Raw genomic sequence first — 23,082 nt, forward strand, 5'->3', positions numbered from 1 at the left:
GCGTTACCGTATCGTTACCCGGGTTATTGGCTGAACACCTTCAGCTGAGCCGACCCGTGAGGAAACACATGTCCCGTCAGATCAAGCGGATCAACCCGAAGAGCACCGCCACCAAGCGCGCCGTCGCCGGCACCGTCGCCGGCGCCGTCCTGGTTGGCGGCGCGGGCACGGCACTTGCCACCCAGAAGCAGGTCACCGTCGACGTCAACGGCGAGGAGACCAACGTGCGCACCTACGCCGCGGACGTCGCGGGCGCGCTCAGCTCCGCCGGCGTCGAGGTCGCGCCGGAGGACCTGGTCTACCCGGCGCCGGGCGAGAAGCTCTCCAGTGGCGACACCGTCACCGTGCGCACCGCGAAGCCGGTCGCCGTGGTCATCGACGGTGTTGCGCAGGAGATCACGTCGACCGCCGGCACCGTCGGTGAGCTGATCGACCAGGCTGGCGTCGCCGGCCACTCCGCGGTGGACGTGGACCGCGACCAGCCGGTCACCCACGGCATGAACCTGGACGTGACCACCCCGAAGATCGTCGCGCTGCGCGACGGCGGGGATCTGACCTACGTCTCGGCAGCGGCGAAAACCGTCGGCGACCTGCTCTCCGCGCGCGGCGTCACATTCGACACCGACGACCGCCTCAACGTCGCGCTTTCCGATGCCATCATGCCCGGCATGGAGATCGTTCTCGACCGTGTCAGCACCGTGGACCGCCCGGAGACTGTCGTGGTTGAGGCCCCGGCGGAGTACGTCGACGACGACTCGCTCGACGAGGGCGAAGAGGAGGTCCGCGAGAAGGGCGAGCAGGGCGAGACCAAGGTCATCCACCGCACGGTCACCGTCAACGGCAAGGTCGAGTCCGAAGGCGTGGCTGAGGAGAAGGAAGTGAAGAAGGCCAAGCCGGCCCTGATCGCCCGCGGCACAAAGCAGGCCGGCAACACCGGCGCGGCAGCGCCCGCAGTGGCCTCCGGCAGCGTGTGGGATTCGCTGGCGCAGTGCGAATCCGGCGGCAACTGGGCAATCAACACCGGCAACGGCTTCTCCGGCGGCCTGCAGTTCACCCCGTCCACCTGGGCGGGCCACGGCGGCACCGCGTACGCGCCGAGCGCACACCTGGCCACCCGCGAGCAGCAGATCGCCATCGCCGAGCGCGTCCAGGCCTCCCAGGGCTGGGGTGCCTGGCCGGCCTGCACCGCCAGCCTGGGTATCCGCTAGATGGCAACAGCGCAACTCTTAGGGCCCGCCGAGATCCGCGAGCTCGCCGCCGAGCTGGACGTCACCCCGACGAAGAAGCTGGGGCAGAACTTCCTGCACGACCCCAACACCGTGCGCCGCATCGTCGCGGCCGCGGAGCTTTCCCCCGACGACCACGTCGTCGAAGTGGGACCGGGTCTCGGCTCGCTCACCCTGGGGCTCATCGACACCGCCCAGACCGTCACCGCGCTCGAGATCGACCCGCGCCTGGCCGGGCGCCTGCCCACAACCGTCGGGGAGTTCGCCCCGGACCACGCCGATCGCCTCACCGTCATCAACACCGACGCGCTGAAGGTCGCCCGCGCCGACTTCGACACCGCGCCGACCGCGCTGGTGGCGAACCTGCCCTACAACGTCTCGGTGCCGGTGCTGCTGCATTTGCTGGCGGAGCTGCCGTCGATTAGCAGGGTGCTCGTGATGGTGCAAAAGGAAGTCGCCGACCGCCTCGCCGCCCAGCCCGGCTCGAAGATCTACGGCGTGCCCAGCGTCAAGGCCGCGTTCTACGGCGACGTCGCGCGCGCCGGCACGATCGGCAAGCACGTGTTCTGGCCTGCGCCGAACATCGAGTCGGGGCTGGTGCGCATCGACGTCGCAGCCGACGCCCCGCGCAAGCTTCGCGACACCATCTTCCCGCTGGTGGATGCCGCCTTCGCCCAGCGCCGCAAGACGTTGCGCTCCACGCTGTCCGGCATCTACGGCTCGGCCGCGGCCGCCGAGGAGGCGCTGCGCGCCGCCGGCATCGACCCGGGCCTGCGCGGCGAGAAGCTCACCGTCGCAGACTTCATCCGGCTGGGGGAGGCACGCCATGGTGCGTGAGATCGTCGCCTCCGCGCCGGGCAAAGTGAACCTGCACCTCGGCGTGGGCGAGGCGCGCACGGACGGCTACCACGACCTGGTCAGTGTCTTCCACGCGGTGGACAGGCGCGAGGTGGTGCGCTTGCTTCTCGACGGCGCCCCCGTGGCCGGCCCCGCAGTCGAATCCATGCACACCACGTTCTTCGTGGACGAGCCGGACGAGGACATCGACGGGCCGGGAAACCTGGCCTGGCGCGCCGTCGAGGCCGTGGTGGCGCGCGCGGGCGTGGCGGTGCCGCGCGTGCGCATCGAGGTGGACAAGCACGTCTTCGTCGCCGGCGGCATGGCGGGCGGCTCCGCCGATGCCGCCGCGGCACTGGTGGCGGCCAACGCGCTGGTGGCCGAGTTCGGCGAGCCGCTGCCGGATGAGGAATTGTTCGATCTCGCGGCGTCGCTCGGCGCGGACGTGCCCTTTTCGCTCATGGGCGGCACCGCGCTCGGCACCGGCCGCGGCGACAAGCTGGTCGAGATGCTCTCGCGTGGCCGGTTGCACTGGGTGTTCATCAACCCAAAGATCGGCATCAACACCGGGGGAGCGTTTGCGCTTCTCGACGACCTCCGCCACGGCAACCCCGCCCTTCTGCCGCACCTGGACGCCACCGAGCTGTCCCAGGCGCTGACCTCCGGCGACGTGGCGCGCGTCGCCGCCGCGCTGCACAACGATTTGGAGGCGCCCGCGTTGTCGATGCGCCCGGTGCTCAAGCGAGTGCTCGGGGTTGCCGGGGACGCGGGCCGACGCGCGATCGTCTCCGGCTCTGGGCCCACCGTGGCCGTGCTGTGCGACGACGCCGACGCCGCGCGTTTTGCCGCCGAGCACCTGACCGAGCAATTCGACGGCTACGAGGTCTTCGTGGCCGAAGGCCCGGACCACGGCGCCCAAGTCGAACACGTGATCTAACTCGGGCCGGTGGTGTCGGGGAGGGCCGTAGTGTGCGGCGCATGCCCTTAATCGACGCCACACGCAACTACCTCGACGGCAACACCTCCACGGTGGAGGCGCACCTGAGCGGGTTCACCGCCGCCCCGCCCGCGGTGAAAGGTCGGCCGATTTGGGAGCACCTGCCGCGGGTAAGAAAACTCAAACGCGACGGCGCTCGATAATGCGGATATGCCGCGGTTTAAAGGTGCAATCCCACAGCGTGAAGCACTTGGCGCTATGCAAGGGCACAACCCTAAAGGCACACTGCACGGCTACGAGGGTGTCGCCCGACAAGTAATGGAGATGATCAATGACTAACGATTTTGCCCGCCCCACCGACAACGCCTTGTCGCCCCTGTCCACGGCTGACGAAGCGTTCGAGAAGCGGGAAACGCCCCACCGCAAACTCACCGTAAAACTCGACCCTGACCAGTACCAGCAGTTCCGACTTGCAGCCCTGCTCGACAATCGAACCATGACCGACGTGGTCAAGGAAAAGATTGACGAGTACCTCGCTGGCCGCAACACCGCGGCGCAATAAGTTTGCGATACTTATCCCAACTGCACCGCAAGAAAGGCCCACCATGACAGCACTTGCCCAGCTCGCCTACCTCCGCAACGGCATGGAGGCAAAGCACTGGCTCGCCTTGAAACGCCTTGTGCGCAATGAACTCCTAGTAGACTATCTCACTCTCAGCGACGCGACTCAAGGCACCACGTCGCCGATACGGATACTCTACGAACTGTCTTTGGCCGACGCGCAAGTCGCCGTAAATGGCTCTGGCATGCCTGAAAGTGTCAACTACTGTTATGCAAACGTGAGGGCGCTTGCATCGAGCGTTCTCTCCAACCAGCTTGGCCTACCCCAGAATTTAGACGCTGAGGCCGTTCCCAGCGATACAGAACGTGCGGCACTTGCAGCAGCCCTGGCAGACGAGACGATCAGCGTCACTGTCGGCGAAGCAGTCGAATACGCTATCGCCGTACATCAGTGGAACGATGCCGAGCGCGCTCGGGCTGCTCTCTATGGCGATACGGTGGACCCTATTCATCTTCCCCCGTACCCAAATGTGGCCCAGTGGCCGCGCCTCAAATCGCCAAAGGTAAAGAATGGATAATGATGCCGCTTCGAAAAGTACAGACGCATCCAACAGTGGTGACCCTGATCTGCAATCCATACTTCGCTACCGCGAAACAGGACAACAGCGCTATCTAACGGATATCTACCAGCGCAACCGGGCACCCCTACAGAAGAGAATGGGCCACAAGTTTCATAATGCCCCGTAGACCCGGAGGAAGTAACCCACAGGAGAAACGCCTGGCCAAGGCGGAGGAGCACCTCGCCCGCCGCGAGGGGCGGGATCCGGCGCCGTTCAAAGCCGCCTGGCAGGCCAAGGTTGCCGAGGAAAAGCGCCTGCCCGCCACCCCGCGCGCCGAGCTCACCGGCAAAGCTCGGGCGCCGAGGAAGGTTGCGGCGGCGAAGTGGATACCGCGAATAGGCGAGCTGCTCCAAGACGAGTTCGTCGCCGTCGACTTCGAAACCGCCAACCGCATCTCCGGCGCATCGGCGTGCCAGGTCGCGCTGGTCAAGGTCGCCGGCGGGGAAGTGGTGGACCAGCTGTGCACCTACCTGCGCCCGCCGGAGGAATACATCCTGTTCGAGTTCAGCCACATCCACGGCATCGAGCGCGGCGACATCGAGGACGCGCCGAGCTGGTTCGACATCGCCGACCGGCTCGTGGAGTTCGTCGGCGAAGCGCCGGTGTGGGCGCACAACGCCACCTTCGACGCCGCGGTGTGGCGTGCGCTCGACCGCTACTACTTCACCGGCACGTACCCTAAGCGCTTCTACTGCACCTGCCGCCTGAGCCGGCGCCTGCTGCCGCACCTTGCGGACCACACACTGCCCACCGTCGCCGAGTACTGCGCGCCCGGGTTCACGCTCAACCACCACCGGGCGGATTCGGACGCGCTGGCGTGCGCCCACATCGTCGCCCAGCTGCAGCGCAGCCGAGGGCTGCACGCGTTGCTGCCTGCGTAAGATGGCTAGCCGATATGGCTAACCTGATCAACCTGGAAAACGTCTCCAAAACGTGGGGGCTGAAAACGCTTCTCGACGGCGTCTCGCTCGGCGTGCAGACCGGCGAGCGCATCGGCATCGTCGGCGTCAACGGTGGCGGCAAAACCACCCTGCTGGAGGTGCTCACCGGCATCGAACCGCCGGACGCGGGGCGTGTGTCGCACACCTCCGACTTGCGCATGGCGGTGGTCACGCAGCGCTTTTTGCTTGACGACGCTCTGACGGTCGGCCAAGCCGTCGTCGAGCCGCTGGGCCTGCAGACCTTCGAATGGGCCTCCAACGCGCGGGTGCGCGAGGTGCTGCAGGGCACCGGCGTGGCGGAGCTTGGCCTGGACACCCCGGTGGGGCAGCTCTCCGGCGGCGAGCGCAGACGCGTCAACCTCGCCGCCGCGCTCGTGCAGGATTTGGACCTGGTGGTGCTGGACGAGCCGACCAACCACCTCGACGTCGAAGGTGTGCAGTGGCTCGCCGACCACCTGCTGGCCCGCAAAGTCGCCGTCGTGGTGGTCACCCACGACCGCTGGTTCCTCGACACCGTGGCCACCCTGACCTGGGAGGTCCACGACGGCACCGTCGACGTCTACGAGGGCGGCTACAACGACTGGACCTTCGCCCGCGCCGAGCGCGCCCGCCAAGCCGACGCAATTGAGCAGCGCCGCCAGAACCTCGCCCGCAAGGAGCTGGCGTGGCTGCGCCGCGGCGCACCTGCCCGCACCTCGAAGCCGCGCTACCGCATCGAGGCCGCCGAAGCCCTGATCAAGGACGTCCCGCCGCCGCGCGACACCGTCGAGCTCATGGCGTTTTCGAAGCAGCGCCAGGGCCGCGTGGTCATCGAACTCGAGGACGCGCGCATCGACGCCCCGGACGGCCGCACGCTCGTCGACCACCTCACCTGGCGCCTCGCCCCCGGCGAGCGCATCGGGCTCGTCGGCGTGAACGGCTCCGGCAAAACGACGCTGCTGCGCACGCTCGCCGGCGAATACCCGCTCGCAGCCGGCAAGCGCATCGAGGGGCAGACCACCCGCATTGGCTGGCTGCGCCAAGAACTCGACGATCTCGACCCGGAGCGCCGCGTCATCGACGCCGTCGAAGACGTCGCCACCTACATCAGCTTCGGCAAAAAGGAACTATCCGCCTCCCAGCTCGCCGAGCGCCTCGGCTTCTCCCCGAAGCGCCAGCGCACCCCCGTGCGCGACCTCTCCGGCGGCGAGCGCCGCCGCCTGCAACTGACCCGCGTGCTCATGGCCGAGCCGAACGTTTTGCTTCTCGACGAGCCCACCAACGACCTCGACATCGACACCCTCCAGGAGCTGGAAAACCTCCTCGACTCCTGGCCCGGCACCCTGGTGGTTATCTCCCACGACCGCTACCTGATCGAGCGCATCGCCGACAACACTTACGCGCTGTTCGGCGACGGGAAGCTCACCAACCTGCCCGGCGGCATCCAGCAGTACCTGGACCAACGCGCCGACGAGGCCCGCACTGCTGGCGTGCTGGATCTGGGGGAGGGGCAACCGGAGGCCGTCGAGAAGCAAATGAGCTCCCAGGAGGAGCGCGAGCTGCAGAAGAAGATGAAGGCGCTCGAGCGCAAGATCGCCAAGGAAAACGAGCAGGCCGAAGCCCTCGAGGCGGAGATCGCCGCGCTTTCCGAGGCCGGCGACTTCGACGCCATCGGCGCCAAAACCAAAGAGCTCAACGCCGTGAAGGACACCCGCGAGGAGCTCGAGATGGAATGGCTCGAACTTGGCGAACAGCTCGAAGGCTAGGGTGGGGCGCATGATTTTGATCAACGTACGATTCAAGCCCCTGCCCGAACACGTCGACAACTTCCGCGAACTGGTCAAGGACTTCACCGACGCCTCCCGCGCCGAAGAAGGCAACATCTTCTTCGACTGGTACCGCAACGAAGACAACCCCGACGAATACCTGCTCATCGAAGCATTCCAGGACGACGCCGCCGAAGCCCACGTCAACTCCGAGCACTTCAAGGCCGCCCAGGAATTCTTCCCCACGATCCTCAAAGAGACCCCCACCATCATCAACACCCTCATCGAGGGCAAGACCGAGTGGGACGAAATGGCGGAGTTCAGGGTCTCCTAAGGGGTAGTGCGCACGTAGCGCAAGCTACCCCCGAGGTGTGACCCGCGGGGCACCCATAGCTTACGATGTTGCGCGTCACATAAGTTTCCCGCAATCGAAAGGGGTGTCCCCGTGACCGCACCTCAACCCGCCAACGGCGGATCCACCGCGGCCGACGTGCCCGAAAAGGCTCCCGCCGCGGCACGTGGCATCGGCCCCATGGTCGGCGCAATCTTCCTCATGGCGACCTCCGCCATCGGCCCCGGCTTCCTCACCCAAACCTCCGTCTTCACCGTGCAGATGGGCGCGGCGTTCGCGTTCGCGATCTTGCTGTCCATCCTGGTAGACATCGTGATCCAGCTCAACGTCTGGCGCATCCTCGGCGTGTCCGGGCTGCGCGCCAGCGAACTGGCCAACTCTGTGTTGCCCGGCCTCGGCTGGTTCTTGGCCATCCTCGTGGGCATCGGCGGCCTCGTGTTCAACATCGGCAACATCGCCGGCACCGGGCTCGGCGTGCAGGCGCTCAGCGGCGGGGCGATTGACCCGAAGATCGGCGGTGCCATCTCCGCTGTGATCGCGATTGTCGTGTTCCTGTGGAAGCGTGCGGGGGCCGCACTGGACGTCATCGTCGGCATCCTTGGCGCGCTGATGATCCTGCTCATGCTCTACGTCGCCATCTCGTCCAACCCGCCGGTGGCTGAGGCTGTGAAACAGTCGGTTGCGCCGGACGAGGTCGACTTCAAGGTCATCACCACACTCATCGGCGGCTCCATCGGCGGCTACATCGTCTTCGCCGGCGTGCACAGGCTCATCGACGCCGGCCACACCGGCCCCGACAACATGGACTACATCTCCCGCTCCGCCGTGACCGGCATTATCGTCACCGGCATCATGCGCGTGCTGCTGTTCCTCGCGGTGCTCGGTGTCGTGGCCACCGGTGTGGCACTGTCCAAGGACAACACCGCGGCCGACGTGTTCTACCAGGCCGCAGGTGAAACTGGCCGGCGCATGTTCGGGCTGGTGCTGTGGGCGGCGGGCCTATCGTCGGTGATCGGCGCGTCGTTCACTTCCATCTCGTTTTTGACCAAGCAGGGGTTCGACCCGAAGAAGCGCGGCTGGCTCACCGTCGGCTTCATCGTGATCTCGACGGTGGTCTTCCTCTTCGTCGGTTCTGCCCCGCAGAAGCTTTTGATCTTTGCCGGCGCGTTCAACGGCCTGATCCTGCCGGTTGGTTTCGCGGTCGTGCTCTATGCTGGCTTCTTCCGCCGCGATCTGCTTCGCGGGTACAAGCCGCCGATGTGGATGCTCGTGCTCGGCGCCATCACGCTTATCGGGTGTGCGTGGATGGGGTGGAGCTCCATCAGCACGCTGCCGAAGCTGTGGGCGTAGTCTTGGGGCATGTACGCCTCCTACACCCCAGCGCAAGCCCGCGCGTTGTTTCGCACTACTGATGTGGCGACAACGGCGGGCTTTTCCGCTGGTTATGTCCAGGCCAATCTGATCGCGCTGGATAAAAAGTACGCGTTTGATTTCTTGTTGTTCGCGCAGCGCAACCCGAAGCCGTGCCCGCTGCTCGGGGTGCTGGAGCCGGGCGAGGTGTCGTCGCCGTTGCTCGCGGGCGGCGACATCCGCACCGACATTCCGTCCTACCGGGTGTTTTCGCACGGCTCGCTTATCGACGAACCAACGGATGCCACCGCCTACTGGACCGAGGACACTGTCGCGTTTGTAATTGGCTGCTCGTTTACGTTCGAGCAGGCTTTGGTGGACAACGGCGTGCCGGTGGCCCACATCGAGCAGGGCGTGAACGTGCCGATGTACCTGACCAACATCGACTGCGAACCGGCCGGGGTGTTCAGCGGGAAGATGGTTGTCTCCATGCGGCCCATCCCAGCGGGGCTGGTGGCGGACGCAGTGAGGATCACGTCGCGTTACCCGGCAGTGCATGGTGCCCCGGTGCATGTGGGGGAGCCGGGCTTGATCGGCATCGACGATCTGGGCGCGCCCGATTTCGGTGACGCGGTGGACATTCCCGCGGGCTGGGTGCCGGTGTTCTGGGCGTGCGGAGTGACGCCGCAGTCGATCGTGATGCACTCGAAGCCGGAGCTGGCGATCTGCCATTCGCCAGGCAAGATGCTCATCACCGACGTGCGGGATGTGGCCTACCAGGTTCCCTAAAGGGTGCCACTGTGAATAACTTTGGGGCTTCTGTGGCGAGTTATCCACAGATTTCGGTTCGGGGGGTTGTGTGGGGTTGCGCTTGTTTTAGTGTTCGTGGCATGAACCCGTTCGACGCGTTTATCGAGGCGATGGCCGCAGCATCCATGGAGACCCTGCGGCACTTCGACCTGTCTATTGCCCTGGGTGCCGGCATGGCGCCGGATCGGGCACGCGCGTGGGACGGGATGCAGAAGGTGTACTACGGGCCGACCAAATTCACCCGCAAACAGGCTTTGGCAGTACAGAAGGCCCGCGGGTTCTCCCTGGACGAGCTGGCGTTGATTGAACGCCGCGTCGGTGGTGTCAAGGACACCAGCGAGCGGTGGCGGCTGCGCCTCGCCTTGCTGGACGTCACCGGCGGATACCGCGCGATCGAACGCGCCGCACGAGAGCTGGTGCCCCGCGACGATGACACCCCGAAAAAGCAACAGGTCGCGTTCTCCGCACCGAGAAACGGCCGGGCGCGCATCACCATCTACACCACCGACCGCAAAGCCGCAGACCTCGAGCACCGCCTGCGCCAAGACATCGACGCCACACAGCCGGCCGCAGCCCAGATGGAGGAGGCGTTTTGGCGCATCGTCGAAGGCGAAACCGGCGGAGTGGTTGCTGCGGCACCACGCCCGATTGTGATGGTGCCGATTTCTGAACACGCACGCATCCTGGCGGGTGACGGCGACGACGTCATCCTCACGCTGACCGACGGCACCACCATGACTGGCGCCGAATACCTCCAGCAAGAGTTCGGCGAGACGTTGGAGGTCGCAGCGTTCCACCCGGAGCAAGGCGCGGTGAATCTGTACGACACCGAGCGCTTCGCCAACCAGAAACAGCGCGATATGGCCTGCATGGTCTCACCCGTGTGCGCGTTCCCAGGCTGTAGGCACGGGGCGTATGGCTCGGAGATTCACCACGTGGAGGCGTGGAAACACGGCGGCTACACCAACATGAACAACCTGGTGCCGCTATGCCGCTATCACAACCGGGTCAACGACGACGACCCCTGGCGCAAGTCCCGCGGCCACATCGCGATGATCAGGGGCGCACCGTGGTGGGTCTCACCGCGGGGGTATCACCTGAAAAACACCGACCGCGGAGCACTCGACCAACTCTTCGGCTAGACGTTGTCGATGATGACCTTCATCGCCTGGTGCTCGTCGGCATGCGAGAACGTCTCCCATGCCTCGCCGAGCTGGTCCCACGTGAAGTGGTGGGTAGCCAGAGACTTGATGGGCAGGTCCGAGTTCTGGACTGCCTTAAGCAGCATGCCTGTGGTGTTTGCGTTGACGAGACCGGTGGTCACGGTGAGATTTTTGATCCACATCTCCTGGAGCGGAAACTCCACCGGTTTCCCGTGCACGCCGACGACAGCAATGTTTCCGCCTTCCTTGACGTTGTCGGCGCATGTTTTCCATGTTGCAGGCAGACCGACTGCCTCGATGGCGGTGTCCACGCCCCGCCCTTCGGTGATGTCGCCGACACGGGCGTTGACATCATCGCTTGCGGGGTTGAGGGTGTGGGTTGCGCCCATTTCGCGGGCTTTGGCGAGGCGGTTATCGTCCATGTCCACGACTGTGATGGTGGCGGGGGAGTAGAACTGGGATGTGAGCAGCACGCCCATGCCGACTGGGCCTGCGCCGACGATCATGACGTCGCTGCCCGGGGTGACGCTGCCGTATTGGACTCCGATTTCGTGTCCGGTGGGCAAGGCGTCGGAAAGGAACACTGCGACTTCTTTGTCCAGTGTGTCCGGCAGGTGGTAGAGGGAGGTGTCGGCAAACGGGGTGCGCACGTACTCGGCGAGAGTGCCGTCGATCATGTAGCCGAGAATCCAGGATCCACCGTTCTGGCAGTGGCTGTAAAGCTGCTTTTGGCAGTTCTCGCACGCGCCGCATCGGGAAACGCACGAGACAAGTACTTTGTCGCCGGGTTGGAAGTTTTGCACTGCCTCGCCGACGGCTTCGACGGTGCCGATGCCTTCGTGGCCGAGGATGCGTCCGTTCCATTCGCCTGTGCGCTCGCGTTCGCGTTCCTCAATTTCGGGGTTTTTGCCATGGAAGATGCCGAGGTCGGTGCCGCAGATGGTGGTGGTGTCGATGCGGATGATCGCATCGGTGGGCTCCAAGATGGTCGGCACAGGGCGCGTGTCGACGCGCACGTCGCCCTCGCCGAAGTAGGTGAGTGCCTGCATTGTCTCAGCCATGATAGGGGTCCTTTCGCTGGTGTGGCTTCAGACACCCTCATCGTATGTCAGTGACCGCGCTCATATCTAGGAAATCGTCGCGATGGTGGCGTTCGCCTTCACGCGCTCGCCCTGCTGTGCGGCAAGCGAGATCTGCCCGTCGCGAGGCGCTTTGAGCTGCGATTCCATCTTCATCGCCTCGACGGTCGCAATGGCATCGCCCTTGGCAACGACGTCGCCGTCGGCGACCAGCCATTCCACGATGGTGGCCTCGTACTTCGACGTCACCGCGCCAGCCTCGTCGCCGGAGGGGGCGGCAGCGTCAGCCGCAGCTGGGGCAGCGCCGCCGCCGAGCAGCGCGACGGGGAAGCCGATGGTGTGCAGGCGCCCGTCGATCTCGATAACGACGTCGCGGCGCTCGTCGTAGATGTGCTCGATGTCCACGTCACTGTGTTTTTGCGACGGCGAGTAGTTGTGGTCCACCCAGTCGGTGTAGACGTCGAGGCTGTCGCCGGTGATCTCGGGCGCGTCGACCATGTCGCGGTGGAACGGCAGCACGGTGCGCACGCCTTCGATGACGAACTCGCTGAGCGCCTGCTGCGCCCGCTTCAACGCGGTGTCGCGGTCCGGCCCCCAGACGACGAGCTTGCCCATGAGCGAGTCGTAGTAGGGCGGGATTTGGCCACCGGTGCGCACGCCGGTGTCGATGCGCACACCGGGGCCGGTGGGCACGTCGAAACGCGTCACGGTGCCGGGTGACGGTGCGAATCCGTTGGTGACGTCTTCGGCGTTGATGCGGAACTCGAACGCGTGACCATGGATTTGCGGGTCGGCGTCGCCGAAGGACAGCGGAAGCCCGTCTGCGATGCGGAACTGTTCGGCGATGATGTCCACGCCAGTGATGGCTTCGGTGACGGGGTGCTCGACCTGGACGCGTGTGTTGACCTCCAAAAACGACACGGTGCCGTCTTCGGAGACGATGTATTCGACGGTGCCGGCGGACTGGTAGTTCGCCTTGCGGATGATTTCGCGGGCACCTTCTTCGATGGCGCTGCGCTGCTCGTCGGTGAGGAAGGGGGCGGGCGCTTCCTCGATGAGTTTTTGGAAGCGGCGCTGGGTGGAGCAGTCGCGGGTGCCGAGGACGGCGACGTTGCCGTGCGCGTCGGCAAGCACTTGCGCCTCGACGTGGCGCGGGTGGGTGAGGAACTTTTCCACGTAGCACTCACCGCGGCCGAACGCTTCGCGCGCTTCGCGGCCGGCGGAGGCGAAACCTTCCTCGATGTCGGCCTCGTCGAAGACGACCTTCAGGCCGCGGCCGCCGCCGCCGAAGGCTGCCTTGATTGCGATAGGCATGCCGTGCTCGCTGGCGAAGTCGCGGGCTTCTTCCCAGGTGGACAGCGGCTCGCCGGTGCCCGGTGCGAGCGGGGCGCCCGCTTCGACGGCGAGGGCGCGGGCGGAGAGCTTGTCACCGAGCAGCTCGATGGCCTCGGGTGAGGGGCCGATCCATTTCAGGCCGGCCTCCTCGACGGTGCGGGCGAAGTCGGCGTTTTCGGACAAAAAGCCGTAGCCGGGGTGGAGGCAGTCGGCGCCGGCACGGTGCGCGATCTCGATGAGCGCCGGGATGTTCATGTACGTCTCGGCGGAGGTGTTGCCCGGCAGCAGGTACGCCTCGTCGGCGACCTGGGTGTGGAGTGCGCCGGTGTCGGGCTCGGAGTAGACGGCGATGGAGCGGATGCCCAAGTCGCGGGCGGTGCGTGCGATACGCACGGCGATCTCTCCGCGGTTGGCGATCAGTACGGCAGAAAGAGTCATTCCTTAACCTTCCAGGGTGTAGCGCTCGAAGCGGAGTTTTCCGCCGGGCGGGAGTTGTGCGGCGATGTCGACGTCTTCGTTGATCACGGTCGCGATGACAGGGTATCCGCCGGTCACGGCGTGGTCGCGCAGGAAGAGCACGGGCTGGCCGGACGGGGGGATCTGCACGGAGCCTGCGACCATGCCTTCGCTGGGCAGCTCGCCGTCGCGCGAGCGGGTCAGGGGCGCGTCGGATTCGAGGCGCAGGCCCACGCGGTTGGAGTCGCCGGTGACGGTGAAGGTGGTGGCGAAGAACCGGTCCACGGCGTCCGCGTCGAACCAGTCGTCGCGGGGGCCGAGGACGCAGCGCACTACGCCGACGACGTCGGCGCCGTCGCGTTCGACGCGCAGCGGGTTGGACAGAAGCGAGTTCGCGGACTGCGGCGGGGTCAGCGACATGGCGATGGTGTCGCCGGCGGCAAGCGGCTTCGGGCCGAGGCCGGAGAGCATGTCGGTGGCCGCCGAGTCCAGTTCGGTGTCGGCGATGAGCCCGCCGCGCACGGCGACGTAGGTGCGGAAACCCAGGCGTGCCGGCTTGACGACGACCTCCGCGCCGGCCGGCACGATCGTTGGGGTGGCCAGGGGGGCGGGCCTGCCGCCGACGGTGACGTCGGCGTCGGCGCCGGTGACGCAGATGACGGTCTCGGCTAGAGCGGTCATGGTCAGCCCGCCGACGTTTTCTAAAAGCGTGGCGTTGCGTTTGTTGCCTACTGCGGCGTTGGCGGTGCGGGCGGAGGCGCGGTCGGAGGAGCCGGACGTGGTCACGCCCAGGTTGCCGTTGCCTTGGCGGCCGAGGTCCTGGTAGAGGGTCTGCAGGCCGGCGTCGTCGAGCGTGAACACGGGGCGTCGTGGCGGGGTGGCCAGGTGCTTGCGCGCGGTCTGCGTGTCGGCTGGCAGGGTGTCCACGGCGCGGTAGTGCACCCGGTCGCCGGGGGCGACGAGCGCGGGCGGGGTGGCGGTGGAGTCCCACATCGGGGTGGCGGTGGTGCCGATGAGCTGCCAGCCGCCGGGGGAGGTGCGCGGGTAGACGGCGGAGAATTCGCCGGCCAGGGCGACGGCGCCTGCGGGCACGGCGGTGCGAGGCGAGTCGCGGCGGGGGATTTCCAGGGCGCGCGAGGCGTCTTCGGGCACGCAGTAGGTGAATCCGGGGGCAAACCCGCCGAAGGCGGCGACCCAGGTGGTGGAGGTGTGCCACTCGATGAGCTCGGCTGTGCTCATGCCTAGCGACGACGCCAGCGCGCCCACGTCCTCCCCGTCGTATCGCACGTCGATGTCGATGTCGCGCGGCGTACCCATGTCCGCGGCAGCGGGCGTGTACGCGGCCAGCACGTCCACCGCTTTTGTGGTGGCGGTGGGCGAGTCGAAGGTCACCAGCACGGTGCGCGCGGCGGCGACGACGTCGGTTTGGTGCTCCAGTGGCGTGGCGGACAGCGCCGCGTAGAAGTTCATGACGGTGCCCAAGTCGGGCAGGTCGACGATGAGCGCGCGGGTGCCTACTCGTTTGACGGTGTATGTCACAGTACGGCCTCGATGCGGATGCCTTCGTCGGCAAGCTTGTGCACCACACTCCGGGTGAGCTCGACGGAGCCGGGGGAGTCGCCGTGGACGCAGACCGATTCGGCCTGGACTTTGACTTCGGTGCCGTCGATGGCGGTGACGGATCCGGTGGATGCGACTTGGAGCACTCGCTTGGCGACGTCCTGCGGGTCGTGCATGACCGCTCCCGGCTCACGGCGCGACACGAGCGTGCCGTCGGGGTTGTAGCCGCGGTCCGCGAACGCCTCGCGGATCACTCGCAGTCCGGCCTTTTCGGCGATGTCGACGGCGACGCCGCCGGGCAGCAGCATCACGGCGAGCTCGGGGCTGAACGCCTTGATGCCGTCGATGACCGCCTTGGCGTGTGCCTCGTGGTGGACGATCGTGTTGTAGAGCGCGCCGTGCGGCTTGACGTAGTGCACTTGCATGCCGTGGACGCGGGCCAGAGCGTCGAGGGCGCCGATTTGGTAGAGCGTCTCGTCCGCGAGTTCGGCGGGGGCGTAGTCGATGAAGCGGCGGCCGAAGCCTGCCGGGTCGTTGTAGGCCACGTGGGCGCCGAGGGTCACGCCGTGGGCGGCGGCGTTTTTCAGGGTGCCGGCGATGGAGTGGGGGTCTCCTGCGTGGAAGCCGGTGGCGACGTTGGCACTGGAGACCATCTCCAGCATGGCTGCGTCGTCAGCGACCGGGTTGCCCGCGGTGGTCTCCCCGAGGTCGGCATTGAGGTCGATATGCATGGCCCTAGTTATACAACCTGGCGCATGTGATCTTGCGCTCAGGTTGGGACGGGGGGTGGTTTAGACGGTGCCGTTGTTGATCTTCTCGATCATCTCGATGATCGCCTCGGCCTGCTCCATCAGCTGCACCTGGAGGTAGTCGGAGGCGGCTTGGCGGTCGCCGGACTGGACCAGTTCGACGATGTGCTCGTTGACCTCGATGAAGCGGCGGTTGAACGCCGGGTCGCGCTCCAGGATGGGCAGGGTGGCCAGGCGGAGGAAGGCGTCGAGCTGGTCCATGGTGTCGCCGAGGGTTTTCGAGCCCATCGCCGCGAGCACGACGTGGTGGAAGGCTTGGTTGACGGCGATGAGCAGGTCGTCGTCTTCTTCCTCGATGGCGACGCGGGCTTCCTTGTTCAGCTCGTCGAGGCGGTCGACGTCCAGGTCCGGGCCCCACAACAGCGCGGCCGGCTCAATGGCGGCGCGGGCGCGGAAGGTGTCGGTGACGAACTCCGGCGTCGGGGTGGCCAAGAACACGCCGCGGTTGGGGATGCGTTCGCACAGGCCTTCAGCGGTCAGCATGGCGAATGCTTCACGCAGCGTGTTGCGGGAAACGCCGAAACGCTCGGCGAGGGCGACCTCGTTGAGCTTTTGCCCGGGAGCGAATTCGCCGCGTGAGATCGCGCGGCGGACCTCGGCGGAAACGTTGTGTGCAAGCATGGCATCCGTATTGAAATCAGTTGTCGCCTACTGCATTTGCGCAGGTGGGTGACCGTATTGGTTAGAACTAGAGAGAGTATATCGCATTTATTGTTCAACAATGCACCCGTAATCCCATATTGCACTTTCTTCTCAGGTTCTTGTGCGTTTTTAGTGCTCACGGCACCTGCGGGTACGGTTACACCCATGAGCCACGACAAGAAACCGCCGAAACTGTCCAAGAAGGCCTACGAGAAGGAACTGCTGCGCCTGCAGGCCGAGCTGGTAGCGATGCAGCAGTGGGTGGTGGAAAACGGCGAGCGTGTGGTCATTGTCATGGAGGGCCGCGACGCGGCGGGCAAGGGTTCCGCGATTAAGCGCATCACCCAGTACATGAACCCGCGCACCTGCCGGATCGAGGCGCTGCCGAAGCCCACGGAGCGCGAGCAGGGCCAGTGGTACTTCCAGCGCTACGTGGAGAAGCTGCCCACGGCCGGCGAGATCGTCATCTTCGACCGTTCCTGGTACAACCGCGCCGGCGTGGAGCGCGTGATGGGCTTTGCGTCCTCGCAGGAGTACCGCCGCTTCTTGCACCAGGCGCCGATCTTCGAGCGTCTGCTGGTTGAAGACGGCATCATGCTGCGCAAGTACTGGTTCTCCGTTTCCGACGAGGAGCAGTACAAGCGTTTCCAGTCCCGCCGCAACGATCCGCTGCGCCAGTGGAAGCTTTCGCCGATGGACTTAGAGTCCATTACGAAGTGGGAGGAGTACTCCCGCGCCAAGGACGAGATGTTTGTCCACACCGACATCCCGTCGGCGCCGTGGTACACGGTGGAAAGCGAGGATAAGAAGCGCTCGCGCATCAACGTCATCTCGCACCTGTTGTCCACCATCCCGTACGAACACATTAAGCCGGACCTGCCGGAGATCCCGGAGCGCCCGGAGATCACGGACTACGAGCGTCCGCCTCGCGACGAGTTCCGCTACGTCCCCGACGTCGCCGCCGAGCTTGAGGTGGGCAAGCAGTCCAAGAAGAAGAAAAAGAAGAAGAAGTAGCTAGCGACGCTTCGGTGCGCCCCGTGGGGTGGAGACGGTCCTGTTGCCGGGGATCCAGAACCGCCACGGGGCGTCGGCGTTTTTGGAGATGCCGATGCGCGGGCCGGCCACCCATTCCGGCTCCGCCTCGCGCGGGGTGATGCGCACTTCTGTCCCGTTGTCGCCCAACCCAAGCCCGAGCGCGGCACCCAGGTTGCCCGGCCCGCGCGCCAGGTTCTCGTAAGGGATCGGTGCCCGGTCTGGCCGCTGCCGCCGCCCTCGCGCCAATTCCTCACCTGCGACGACTTCGCCGCCGCGCATGAGGCACCCCTGCCCGTCGCCTTCCGGCGCGCACACGATGTTGCCGTTGTGGTGGATGCCGTAGGAGAAGTACACGTACAACCGCCCGGGCGGGCCGAACATCGCCGCGTTGCGTGCCGTTTTGCCGCGGTAGGTGTGCGCCGCCGGGTCGTCGGCGCCCAGGTACGCTTCGACTTCGGTGAGCCGGATGCTTACCCCGTTGTGCGTGATCACGCACCCGAGCAGCTGCGGGGCGACCACATTCGCGGGCTGGGCAAAGTCGATCACGACAGCCATTGCGCCAGCCTTGCCACGGCCGCGCCGTCGACGTTGGTGCCCACCACCTCGTCGGCGACGGCCTTCAAATCCTCGTGCGCGTTGCCCATCGCAACGGCGTGCCCGGCAACGCGAAGCATGCCGAGGTCGTTGAGGTAGTCGCCGAACGCCGCCGTCTCCTCCACCGCGACGCCCATAGCCCCGGCGAGCTGCGAAAGTGCCGGCCCCTTGTCGGCGTCGGGGTGCATCAGGTCCACCCAGTGCTTGCCGGAGACCACCGCGCGCAGCTCCGGCACCAGTTCGCTCACCCAGGGGTATGCGTCGCGTTCGGCGTCCGATTCCACGTACAGGGCGATTTTGATGGTGGGGGCCGGAGGTTCGTCGGAAAGCATGGTGCGCGAGGCGTAGTACTTGTCCACCTCCGCGTCCACAGCCGGCGGCAGCGGCACGGTGGCGGCCACCGACGGCGCGCACACCACAGCGTGGGCGGCAAACGGCGCGCCGGGCAGCTCGGACAGTAACCGCCGCACCGGCGCTTCCGGCAGGGCAGTGGTGGAGACCACCTCGCCGCCGTGCACCACCACCGCGCCGTTTTCCGCGATGAAGGTGTCGCACTCCGGGAACATCCGCTGCAGGGTGGCCAGCTGCCGCCCGGACGCCGGCGCGAGGGTCACCCCGTGCGAGCGTGCGGCGTCGAGAAGCGGCCAGAATGCGTCCGGCACGCGCCCGTCGCCGTCAAGAAGCGTGCCGTCCATGTCCAACGCAATCAACCGAGGTGTCCGCATTGCCCCCACACTACCGGTGTGATGTGGAACACTGGGGAAGCATGACCGATCTGATCAAGACTGAAGTACGCGACACCACCGGTGTGATCACCCTCGACCGGCCGAAGGCACTGAACTCGCTGAGCCCCGAGATGGCCCGCGCCATCGACGCGACGTTGAAGCAGTGGCGCGACGACGACGCCATCGAGCAGGTGGTCGTCCAATCCTCCGGCAAGCACTTCTGCTCCGGCGGCGACGTGCGCGCCGCCCGCGACGGCATCCTCGAGGGCCGAGGCGACGAGGTCGACGCCTTCTTCGCCGACGAGTACGCCATGAACCTGGACATCGCGAATTACCCCAAGCCGTACATCGCGCTCTGTAACGGCGTGATCATGGGCGGCGGCATGGGCATCTCCGCCCACGGCTCGCACATGGTGGTCACGGAAGAGGCGTTCGCGTCCATGCCGGAGATGAATATCGGCTACGTCACCGATGTCGGCATGTCGTGGCTGCTGCAGCATCTGCCGAAGGTGCCGTCGCAAAGCTTGGGCACCTTTTTGGGGCTGACGGGATACCGCTTGAGCCCCGACGACATGCTGGCCACCGGCCTGGCCACGCACAAGGTCGCCTCGCTGGACGGGGTGCTCGACGGCATCGTCGCCGAAGGCCCCGGCTTCCTGGATACTGTCGCGCTCGAGCCGGGGGAGTCGGAGCTTTTATCGCTTCTCGACGCCATCGAGCCCACGTTCCAGGGCTCATGGGCTGAGATTCAGGGCAGGTTGGACGGGGAGTTGGCGGAGCTCGTCGCAAAGCTGACGGCGCAGGCGTCCCCGTCGTCCCTGGTCGCCGCCGCCGAGCTGTTCGCCGCGAACGCCTCGCAGGACCTCGCCGGGGCGTTGGACAACGAGCGTCGCTTGGGCGCCGTGATGACCCGCGAACCCGACTTCGCAGAGGGGGTACGCGCGGTGCTCGTGGACAAGGACCAGTCCCCGAACTTCGCCCCGCAGCCGGAACCCGGCAAGTACCGGGACGTCCTGCGCGATTAGTTATTGGGCTAGCGGGGCATCAGCCGCGCAATGACCTCCCCACCAAGGCCGAGCAGAGCCCAGACCGAGAAGAAGGCCGCGACGGCAATCGCGATGACTTCGGGCGCGCCCATCTTGCTGGACAACGTTTCTGGCGCCGGAACGGGCGTCGCTGTCTCGGTGAGGCGGGCCTTTGTGTGGTCTGAGGTTGAGCCAAGCGGGAGACAGTCTTCAAGCTCATCGAGCGTGTAGAACATCGAACCTTCTTCGATAGGCACGCAGCCCGAGTGGAACGGAACTTCGGCCTCGTTGTACAGCATCCGGACGATGGTTTCGTCGTTGTCGTTTTGGAACGCGTCCCATTGAATGTTCGCTCCCATCGGCGCGACTTTGTCGCCACGCCACGAGGAGTTGGAGTAGTCCATCACCTGGTTCGCCGGCACGCCCTTCTCCGAGCCCGGCAGTTTCAGCAATGCCGCCAGCGGAACGATGGTCTCCGCGTGACCGAAACGGAATTCGGCTGCGGTGTCACCGCCCTCAGCGCGCTCGCGCACACCGGCGAGCATGTGGTCGAGCAACGGTTCGAAGTTGTCGTACGAGACGGTCTGGCCTTCAATAGCTGGGCCTTTCTCGTAGTAGTCCTCTACATCGAGGAGGTAGGCGAAGGTTGGCCCGTCGGACTCATCCATGTATTCGTCGAAGATCCAACCTTCGGCGGGCTTCGCCGGCTCGTCCTCCATTGCCGGGGCGATGATGTAGAGGTTATAAAACTGCAGGGCGGCGTCCACGATGCCTTCAACAGTTTTGTCCTCCTTCTCAACGCCGACAAACGTCAGGGTGCCGTCATCAATCGCGTCGATGAATTCCGGTGCGAATATCTTTCCCAGTAGGCTCGTGGCCGCCTCGCGGGATGCGGGTTTTGCGTAGGCTTGCTCCACCTTTTCTTCGAGTACGTCGCCGTCGGCCCACGCTTTGTATGCCTCGTAGCTCGACGCCGTTTTGTCCTTGTGCGCGTAGAGGAGGTCTCGGCGGGGCTCGAGCTCTACATGGCCGTCGGCCGCACCGTACGTGAGGTTGTCGGTAAGTTCCGGATTGGTTTCAAGCAGGCCGCTGCCGAAGTACCAGCCGGATTCAATCGCGCGGTCCTCACCGGAGGACAGAAAACTAATGGAGTGCTTTTCGCGGTCGATAGCGTCGAACAGTTCCGCGTTGCGCCGCGCGTTGCGCTCGCCGATGCCGTTCAACTCGGCGCGACCGAAGGCAGTGAGGTTGCCGTAGCCGCCTTCACCCGGACCGGTCAGTTCGCGGTTAGCTTTGCTCATCGCCTCGACCTGCGGAATGAGGCGTTCGCCGAGTTCCGTGAGCTGACCGCGTTCTTTCGCGGCGGTGAGCATCTGGCCGGCGAGGTCGTCGTACTTGAATGAAGACAACCCTCGCGATCCGTGGCGGTTGACCGAGCTCGTGTAGATCTGCTGAAAACCTTCGGGGGCTTTGCTGTAACTGTCGATGGTTCCGGCAGGGAAGTAGGGCTGCTTTGTGGAATAGTACGTCGCGGTATCGGCGCTGGCAGCCGCAACGTTGCTGACAGCTACAGACGCAGCTGCGACTACACATACAGCACGACGGGAAAATATGGACATGGGAAGCGGGCTCCTTACAGGGGGACAAGGCCGCTGCCGAGGCTAAACCTCCGAGATGAAATTAAAGTGAACACACGCTAGGGGATCCTTGCCCGGCGGGTTCGCGCAGGCGCTACAGTAAGGGGGCGATTACGGGTAAGAAAATTGCCCCCGATTCCCACATGCAAAAGGAGCGACGTTGACCGAAACGACCAACCCCCGCGACGAATGGAACCACAAGCTCACCCTCGCGCAGGAGATGCTGCCGCTGATCAGCCGCCTGCACCGCGAGCACAACGCGGTGACCTCGGTCTACGGCCGCCTGCTGGTGGGTGTCACCGACATCGACATCATTAAGGCGCACCGCTACGCCCGCCGCATCGACGAGAAGGAACTCGCGCTCGACGAGACGCTGCCGATCCTGCGCGAACTCGTGGAGATGGACCTCGGCACTGCGTCGATCGACCTGGGTCGCCTGGCCAAGGAGTTCAAGCACTCCGACGAGAAGGACCTGCGTGCTTTCCTCGACCGCGAGCTCGCCGACGTCATCGGCACCTCCTCCGAACTCGAGGCCCGCGACGTCGTGCTCTACGGCTTCGGCCGCATCGGCCGTCTCCTCGCCCGCATCTTGATCGCCCGCGAGGCGATGTACGGCGGCGTGCGCCTGCGCGCTGTGGTGGTGCGCAAGAAGGGCGACATCGACATCATCAAGCGCGCGTCCCTTCTGCGCCGCGACTCTGTGCACGGCGCCTTCAACGGCACCATCACCGTCGACGAGGAGAAGGAAATCATCTGGGCAAACGGCACCCCGATCCAGATGATTTACGCCAACGACCCGTCTGAGATCGACTACACCGCCTACGGCATCGACAACGCCATCGTGGTGGACAACACCGGCGCCTGGCGCGACCGCGACGGCCTGTCCAAGCACCTCGAGTCCAAGGGCGTGGACCGCGTCCTGCTCACCGCGCCGGGCAAGGGCGACATCCCGAACATCGTCTACGGCATAAACCAGGACATGATCGGCGACGAGCGCGTCCTGTCCGCCGCGTCCTGCACCACCAACGGCATCACCCCAGTGCTGAAGGTGATCAACGACCGCTACGGCGTCAAGCACGGCCACGTCGAGACCGTCCACTCCTACACCAACGACCAGAACCTGGCGGACAACTTCCACAAGGGCAACCGACGCGGCCGCGCCGCCGGTCTGAACATGGTGCTCACCGAGACCGGTGCAGCCAAGGCAGTGTCCAAGGCGCTTCCGGAGTTCGAGGGCAAGCTCACCGGCAACGCCATCCGCGTGCCCACCCCGGACGTGTCCATGGCCGTGCTGAACCTGGACCTGGACAAGGAAGTGGAAAAGGACGAGGTGAACAACTTCCTGCGCCGCGTGTCCACCCACTCCAACCTGCGCCAACAGATCGACTACATCAACTCCCCGGAGGTCGTCTCCACCGACTTGCTCGGCACCACCCACGCCTCCGTGGTGGACGGCCTGGCCACCATCGCGTCTGGCAACCACCTCGTGCTCTACGTCTGGTACGACAACGAGTACGGCTACTCCCACCAGGTGGTCCGTGTCGTCGAGGACATCGCGGGCGTGCGTCCGCGCGTGTTCCCGGAGCGCAAGGATCCGGCTGAGATCCAGTAGCTTCTCGGCGTTACCAGCTCCGCCCCGGCCC

The 23,082-nt window shown here is 65.6% G+C and carries 23 protein-coding genes; 15 read left to right on the plus strand and 8 right to left on the minus strand.

The window, feature by feature from the left end; genetic code table 11:
- Positions 1 to 68 precede the first annotated feature (68 nt).
- The 12 genes from ACX1NL_RS03870 to ACX1NL_RS03925 all read left to right on the plus strand — a co-directional run bounded on the left by ACX1NL_RS03870 (position 69) and on the right by ACX1NL_RS03925 (position 10,521).
- Positions 69 to 1,208, plus strand: a complete 1,140-nt coding sequence (locus ACX1NL_RS03870) for a transglycosylase family protein (protein ID WP_458898656.1) — start codon at positions 69 to 71, stop codon at positions 1,206 to 1,208.
- A complete protein-coding gene (gene rsmA, locus ACX1NL_RS03875; protein WP_458898657.1) occupies positions 1,209 to 2,063 on the plus strand; it encodes a 16S rRNA (adenine(1518)-N(6)/adenine(1519)-N(6))-dimethyltransferase RsmA in 855 nt (284 codons plus the stop codon).
- Positions 2,053 to 3,000 (plus strand): 4-(cytidine 5'-diphospho)-2-C-methyl-D-erythritol kinase, encoded by a 948-nt coding sequence (locus tag ACX1NL_RS03880; protein ID WP_458898658.1) that lies wholly within the window; start codon positions 2,053 to 2,055, stop codon positions 2,998 to 3,000. Before rsmA ends, ACX1NL_RS03880 begins: the two co-directional genes overlap by 11 nt.
- A gap of 41 nt (positions 3,001 to 3,041) precedes the next feature.
- Positions 3,042 to 3,203: a hypothetical protein gene (locus ACX1NL_RS03885; RefSeq protein WP_239307296.1), complete on the plus strand. Its 162-nt coding sequence runs from the start codon at positions 3,042 to 3,044 to the stop codon at positions 3,201 to 3,203.
- Between the two features lie 128 nt (positions 3,204 to 3,331).
- Entirely contained in the window at positions 3,332 to 3,562 is a 231-nt protein-coding gene (locus ACX1NL_RS03890) for a hypothetical protein (RefSeq protein ID WP_239307297.1), read from the plus strand.
- A gap of 43 nt (positions 3,563 to 3,605) precedes the next feature.
- The gene (locus ACX1NL_RS03895; RefSeq protein WP_239307298.1) at positions 3,606 to 4,139 is read left to right on the plus strand and encodes a hypothetical protein; all 534 of its coding nucleotides are present in this window, start codon (positions 3,606 to 3,608) and stop codon (positions 4,137 to 4,139) included.
- A 158-nt stretch (positions 4,140 to 4,297) separates the two neighbouring features.
- A complete protein-coding gene (locus ACX1NL_RS03900) occupies positions 4,298 to 5,062 on the plus strand; it encodes an exonuclease domain-containing protein (RefSeq protein WP_458898659.1) in 765 nt (254 codons plus the stop codon).
- Between the two features lie 14 nt (positions 5,063 to 5,076).
- The gene (locus tag ACX1NL_RS03905; protein ID WP_181888037.1) at positions 5,077 to 6,867 is read left to right on the plus strand and encodes an ABC-F family ATP-binding cassette domain-containing protein; all 1,791 of its coding nucleotides are present in this window, start codon (positions 5,077 to 5,079) and stop codon (positions 6,865 to 6,867) included.
- A 10-nt stretch (positions 6,868 to 6,877) separates the two neighbouring features.
- Complete coding sequence (locus ACX1NL_RS03910; protein WP_070473066.1) at positions 6,878 to 7,201, plus strand: putative quinol monooxygenase; 324 nt, start codon at positions 6,878 to 6,880, stop codon at positions 7,199 to 7,201.
- A 198-nt stretch (positions 7,202 to 7,399) separates the two neighbouring features.
- Positions 7,400 to 8,569 carry an NRAMP family divalent metal transporter gene (locus tag ACX1NL_RS03915; protein ID WP_458898894.1) on the plus strand — a complete coding sequence of 390 codons (1,170 nt, stop codon included), beginning with the start codon at positions 7,400 to 7,402 and terminating at the stop codon, positions 8,567 to 8,569.
- A 9-nt stretch (positions 8,570 to 8,578) separates the two neighbouring features.
- The gene (locus ACX1NL_RS03920) at positions 8,579 to 9,358 is read left to right on the plus strand and encodes a putative hydro-lyase (protein WP_070472785.1); all 780 of its coding nucleotides are present in this window, start codon (positions 8,579 to 8,581) and stop codon (positions 9,356 to 9,358) included.
- Positions 9,359 to 9,459: 101 nt separating this feature from the next.
- Complete coding sequence (locus ACX1NL_RS03925; RefSeq protein ID WP_458898660.1) at positions 9,460 to 10,521, plus strand: HNH endonuclease signature motif containing protein; 1,062 nt, start codon at positions 9,460 to 9,462, stop codon at positions 10,519 to 10,521.
- Here ACX1NL_RS03925 and ACX1NL_RS03930 read toward each other — a convergent pair.
- The 5 genes from ACX1NL_RS03930 to ACX1NL_RS03950 all read right to left on the minus strand — a co-directional run bounded on the left by ACX1NL_RS03930 (position 10,518) and on the right by ACX1NL_RS03950 (position 16,402).
- Positions 10,518 to 11,603: a zinc-dependent alcohol dehydrogenase family protein gene (locus ACX1NL_RS03930; protein ID WP_070472783.1), complete on the minus strand. Its 1,086-nt coding sequence runs from the start codon at positions 11,601 to 11,603 to the stop codon at positions 10,518 to 10,520. The genes ACX1NL_RS03925 and ACX1NL_RS03930 overlap by 4 nt on opposite strands.
- A gap of 66 nt (positions 11,604 to 11,669) precedes the next feature.
- Positions 11,670 to 13,394 carry an acetyl/propionyl/methylcrotonyl-CoA carboxylase subunit alpha gene (locus ACX1NL_RS03935; RefSeq protein WP_392398481.1) on the minus strand — a complete coding sequence of 575 codons (1,725 nt, stop codon included), beginning with the start codon at positions 13,392 to 13,394 and terminating at the stop codon, positions 11,670 to 11,672.
- Positions 13,395 to 13,397: 3 nt separating this feature from the next.
- Entirely contained in the window at positions 13,398 to 14,882 is a 1,485-nt protein-coding gene (locus ACX1NL_RS03940; RefSeq protein ID WP_458898895.1) for a 5-oxoprolinase subunit B/C family protein, read from the minus strand.
- 65 nt (positions 14,883 to 14,947) lie between these two features.
- Positions 14,948 to 15,703: a LamB/YcsF family protein gene (locus ACX1NL_RS03945; RefSeq protein ID WP_458898661.1), complete on the minus strand. Its 756-nt coding sequence runs from the start codon at positions 15,701 to 15,703 to the stop codon at positions 14,948 to 14,950.
- Between the two features lie 60 nt (positions 15,704 to 15,763).
- Positions 15,764 to 16,402 (minus strand): GntR family transcriptional regulator, encoded by a 639-nt coding sequence (locus ACX1NL_RS03950; protein ID WP_458898662.1) that lies wholly within the window; start codon positions 16,400 to 16,402, stop codon positions 15,764 to 15,766.
- Between the two features lie 186 nt (positions 16,403 to 16,588).
- Between ACX1NL_RS03950 and ppk2 the strand changes: the two genes are divergently transcribed.
- Positions 16,589 to 17,437 carry a polyphosphate kinase 2 gene (gene ppk2, locus ACX1NL_RS03955; RefSeq protein WP_458898663.1) on the plus strand — a complete coding sequence of 283 codons (849 nt, stop codon included), beginning with the start codon at positions 16,589 to 16,591 and terminating at the stop codon, positions 17,435 to 17,437.
- Here ppk2 and ACX1NL_RS03960 read toward each other — a convergent pair whose 3' ends face one another.
- Positions 17,438 to 18,004 carry a DNA-3-methyladenine glycosylase gene (locus tag ACX1NL_RS03960; RefSeq protein WP_458898896.1) on the minus strand — a complete coding sequence of 189 codons (567 nt, stop codon included), beginning with the start codon at positions 18,002 to 18,004 and terminating at the stop codon, positions 17,438 to 17,440.
- Complete coding sequence (locus ACX1NL_RS03965) at positions 18,001 to 18,777, minus strand: HAD family hydrolase (protein ID WP_458898664.1); 777 nt, start codon at positions 18,775 to 18,777, stop codon at positions 18,001 to 18,003. Before ACX1NL_RS03965 ends, ACX1NL_RS03960 begins: the two co-directional genes overlap by 4 nt.
- Before the next feature lie 41 nt (positions 18,778 to 18,818).
- Here ACX1NL_RS03965 and ACX1NL_RS03970 point away from each other — a divergent pair, with 41 nt between their 5' ends.
- Positions 18,819 to 19,802, plus strand: a complete 984-nt coding sequence (locus ACX1NL_RS03970) for a 3-hydroxyisobutyryl-CoA hydrolase (RefSeq protein ID WP_458898665.1) — start codon at positions 18,819 to 18,821, stop codon at positions 19,800 to 19,802.
- A gap of 8 nt (positions 19,803 to 19,810) precedes the next feature.
- On the opposite strand, the gene ACX1NL_RS03975 is transcribed toward ACX1NL_RS03970, so the two are convergent.
- Positions 19,811 to 21,421, minus strand: a complete 1,611-nt coding sequence (locus ACX1NL_RS03975) for a histidine-type phosphatase (RefSeq protein ID WP_458898666.1) — start codon at positions 21,419 to 21,421, stop codon at positions 19,811 to 19,813.
- A 238-nt stretch (positions 21,422 to 21,659) separates the two neighbouring features.
- Here ACX1NL_RS03975 and ACX1NL_RS03980 point away from each other — a divergent pair, with 238 nt between their 5' ends.
- Complete coding sequence (locus tag ACX1NL_RS03980) at positions 21,660 to 23,051, plus strand: glyceraldehyde-3-phosphate dehydrogenase (RefSeq protein ID WP_458898897.1); 1,392 nt, start codon at positions 21,660 to 21,662, stop codon at positions 23,049 to 23,051.
- Positions 23,052 to 23,082 lie beyond the last annotated feature (31 nt).

The sequence above is a fragment of the Corynebacterium sp. CQ3829_602738 genome (genome assembly GCF_054478435.1).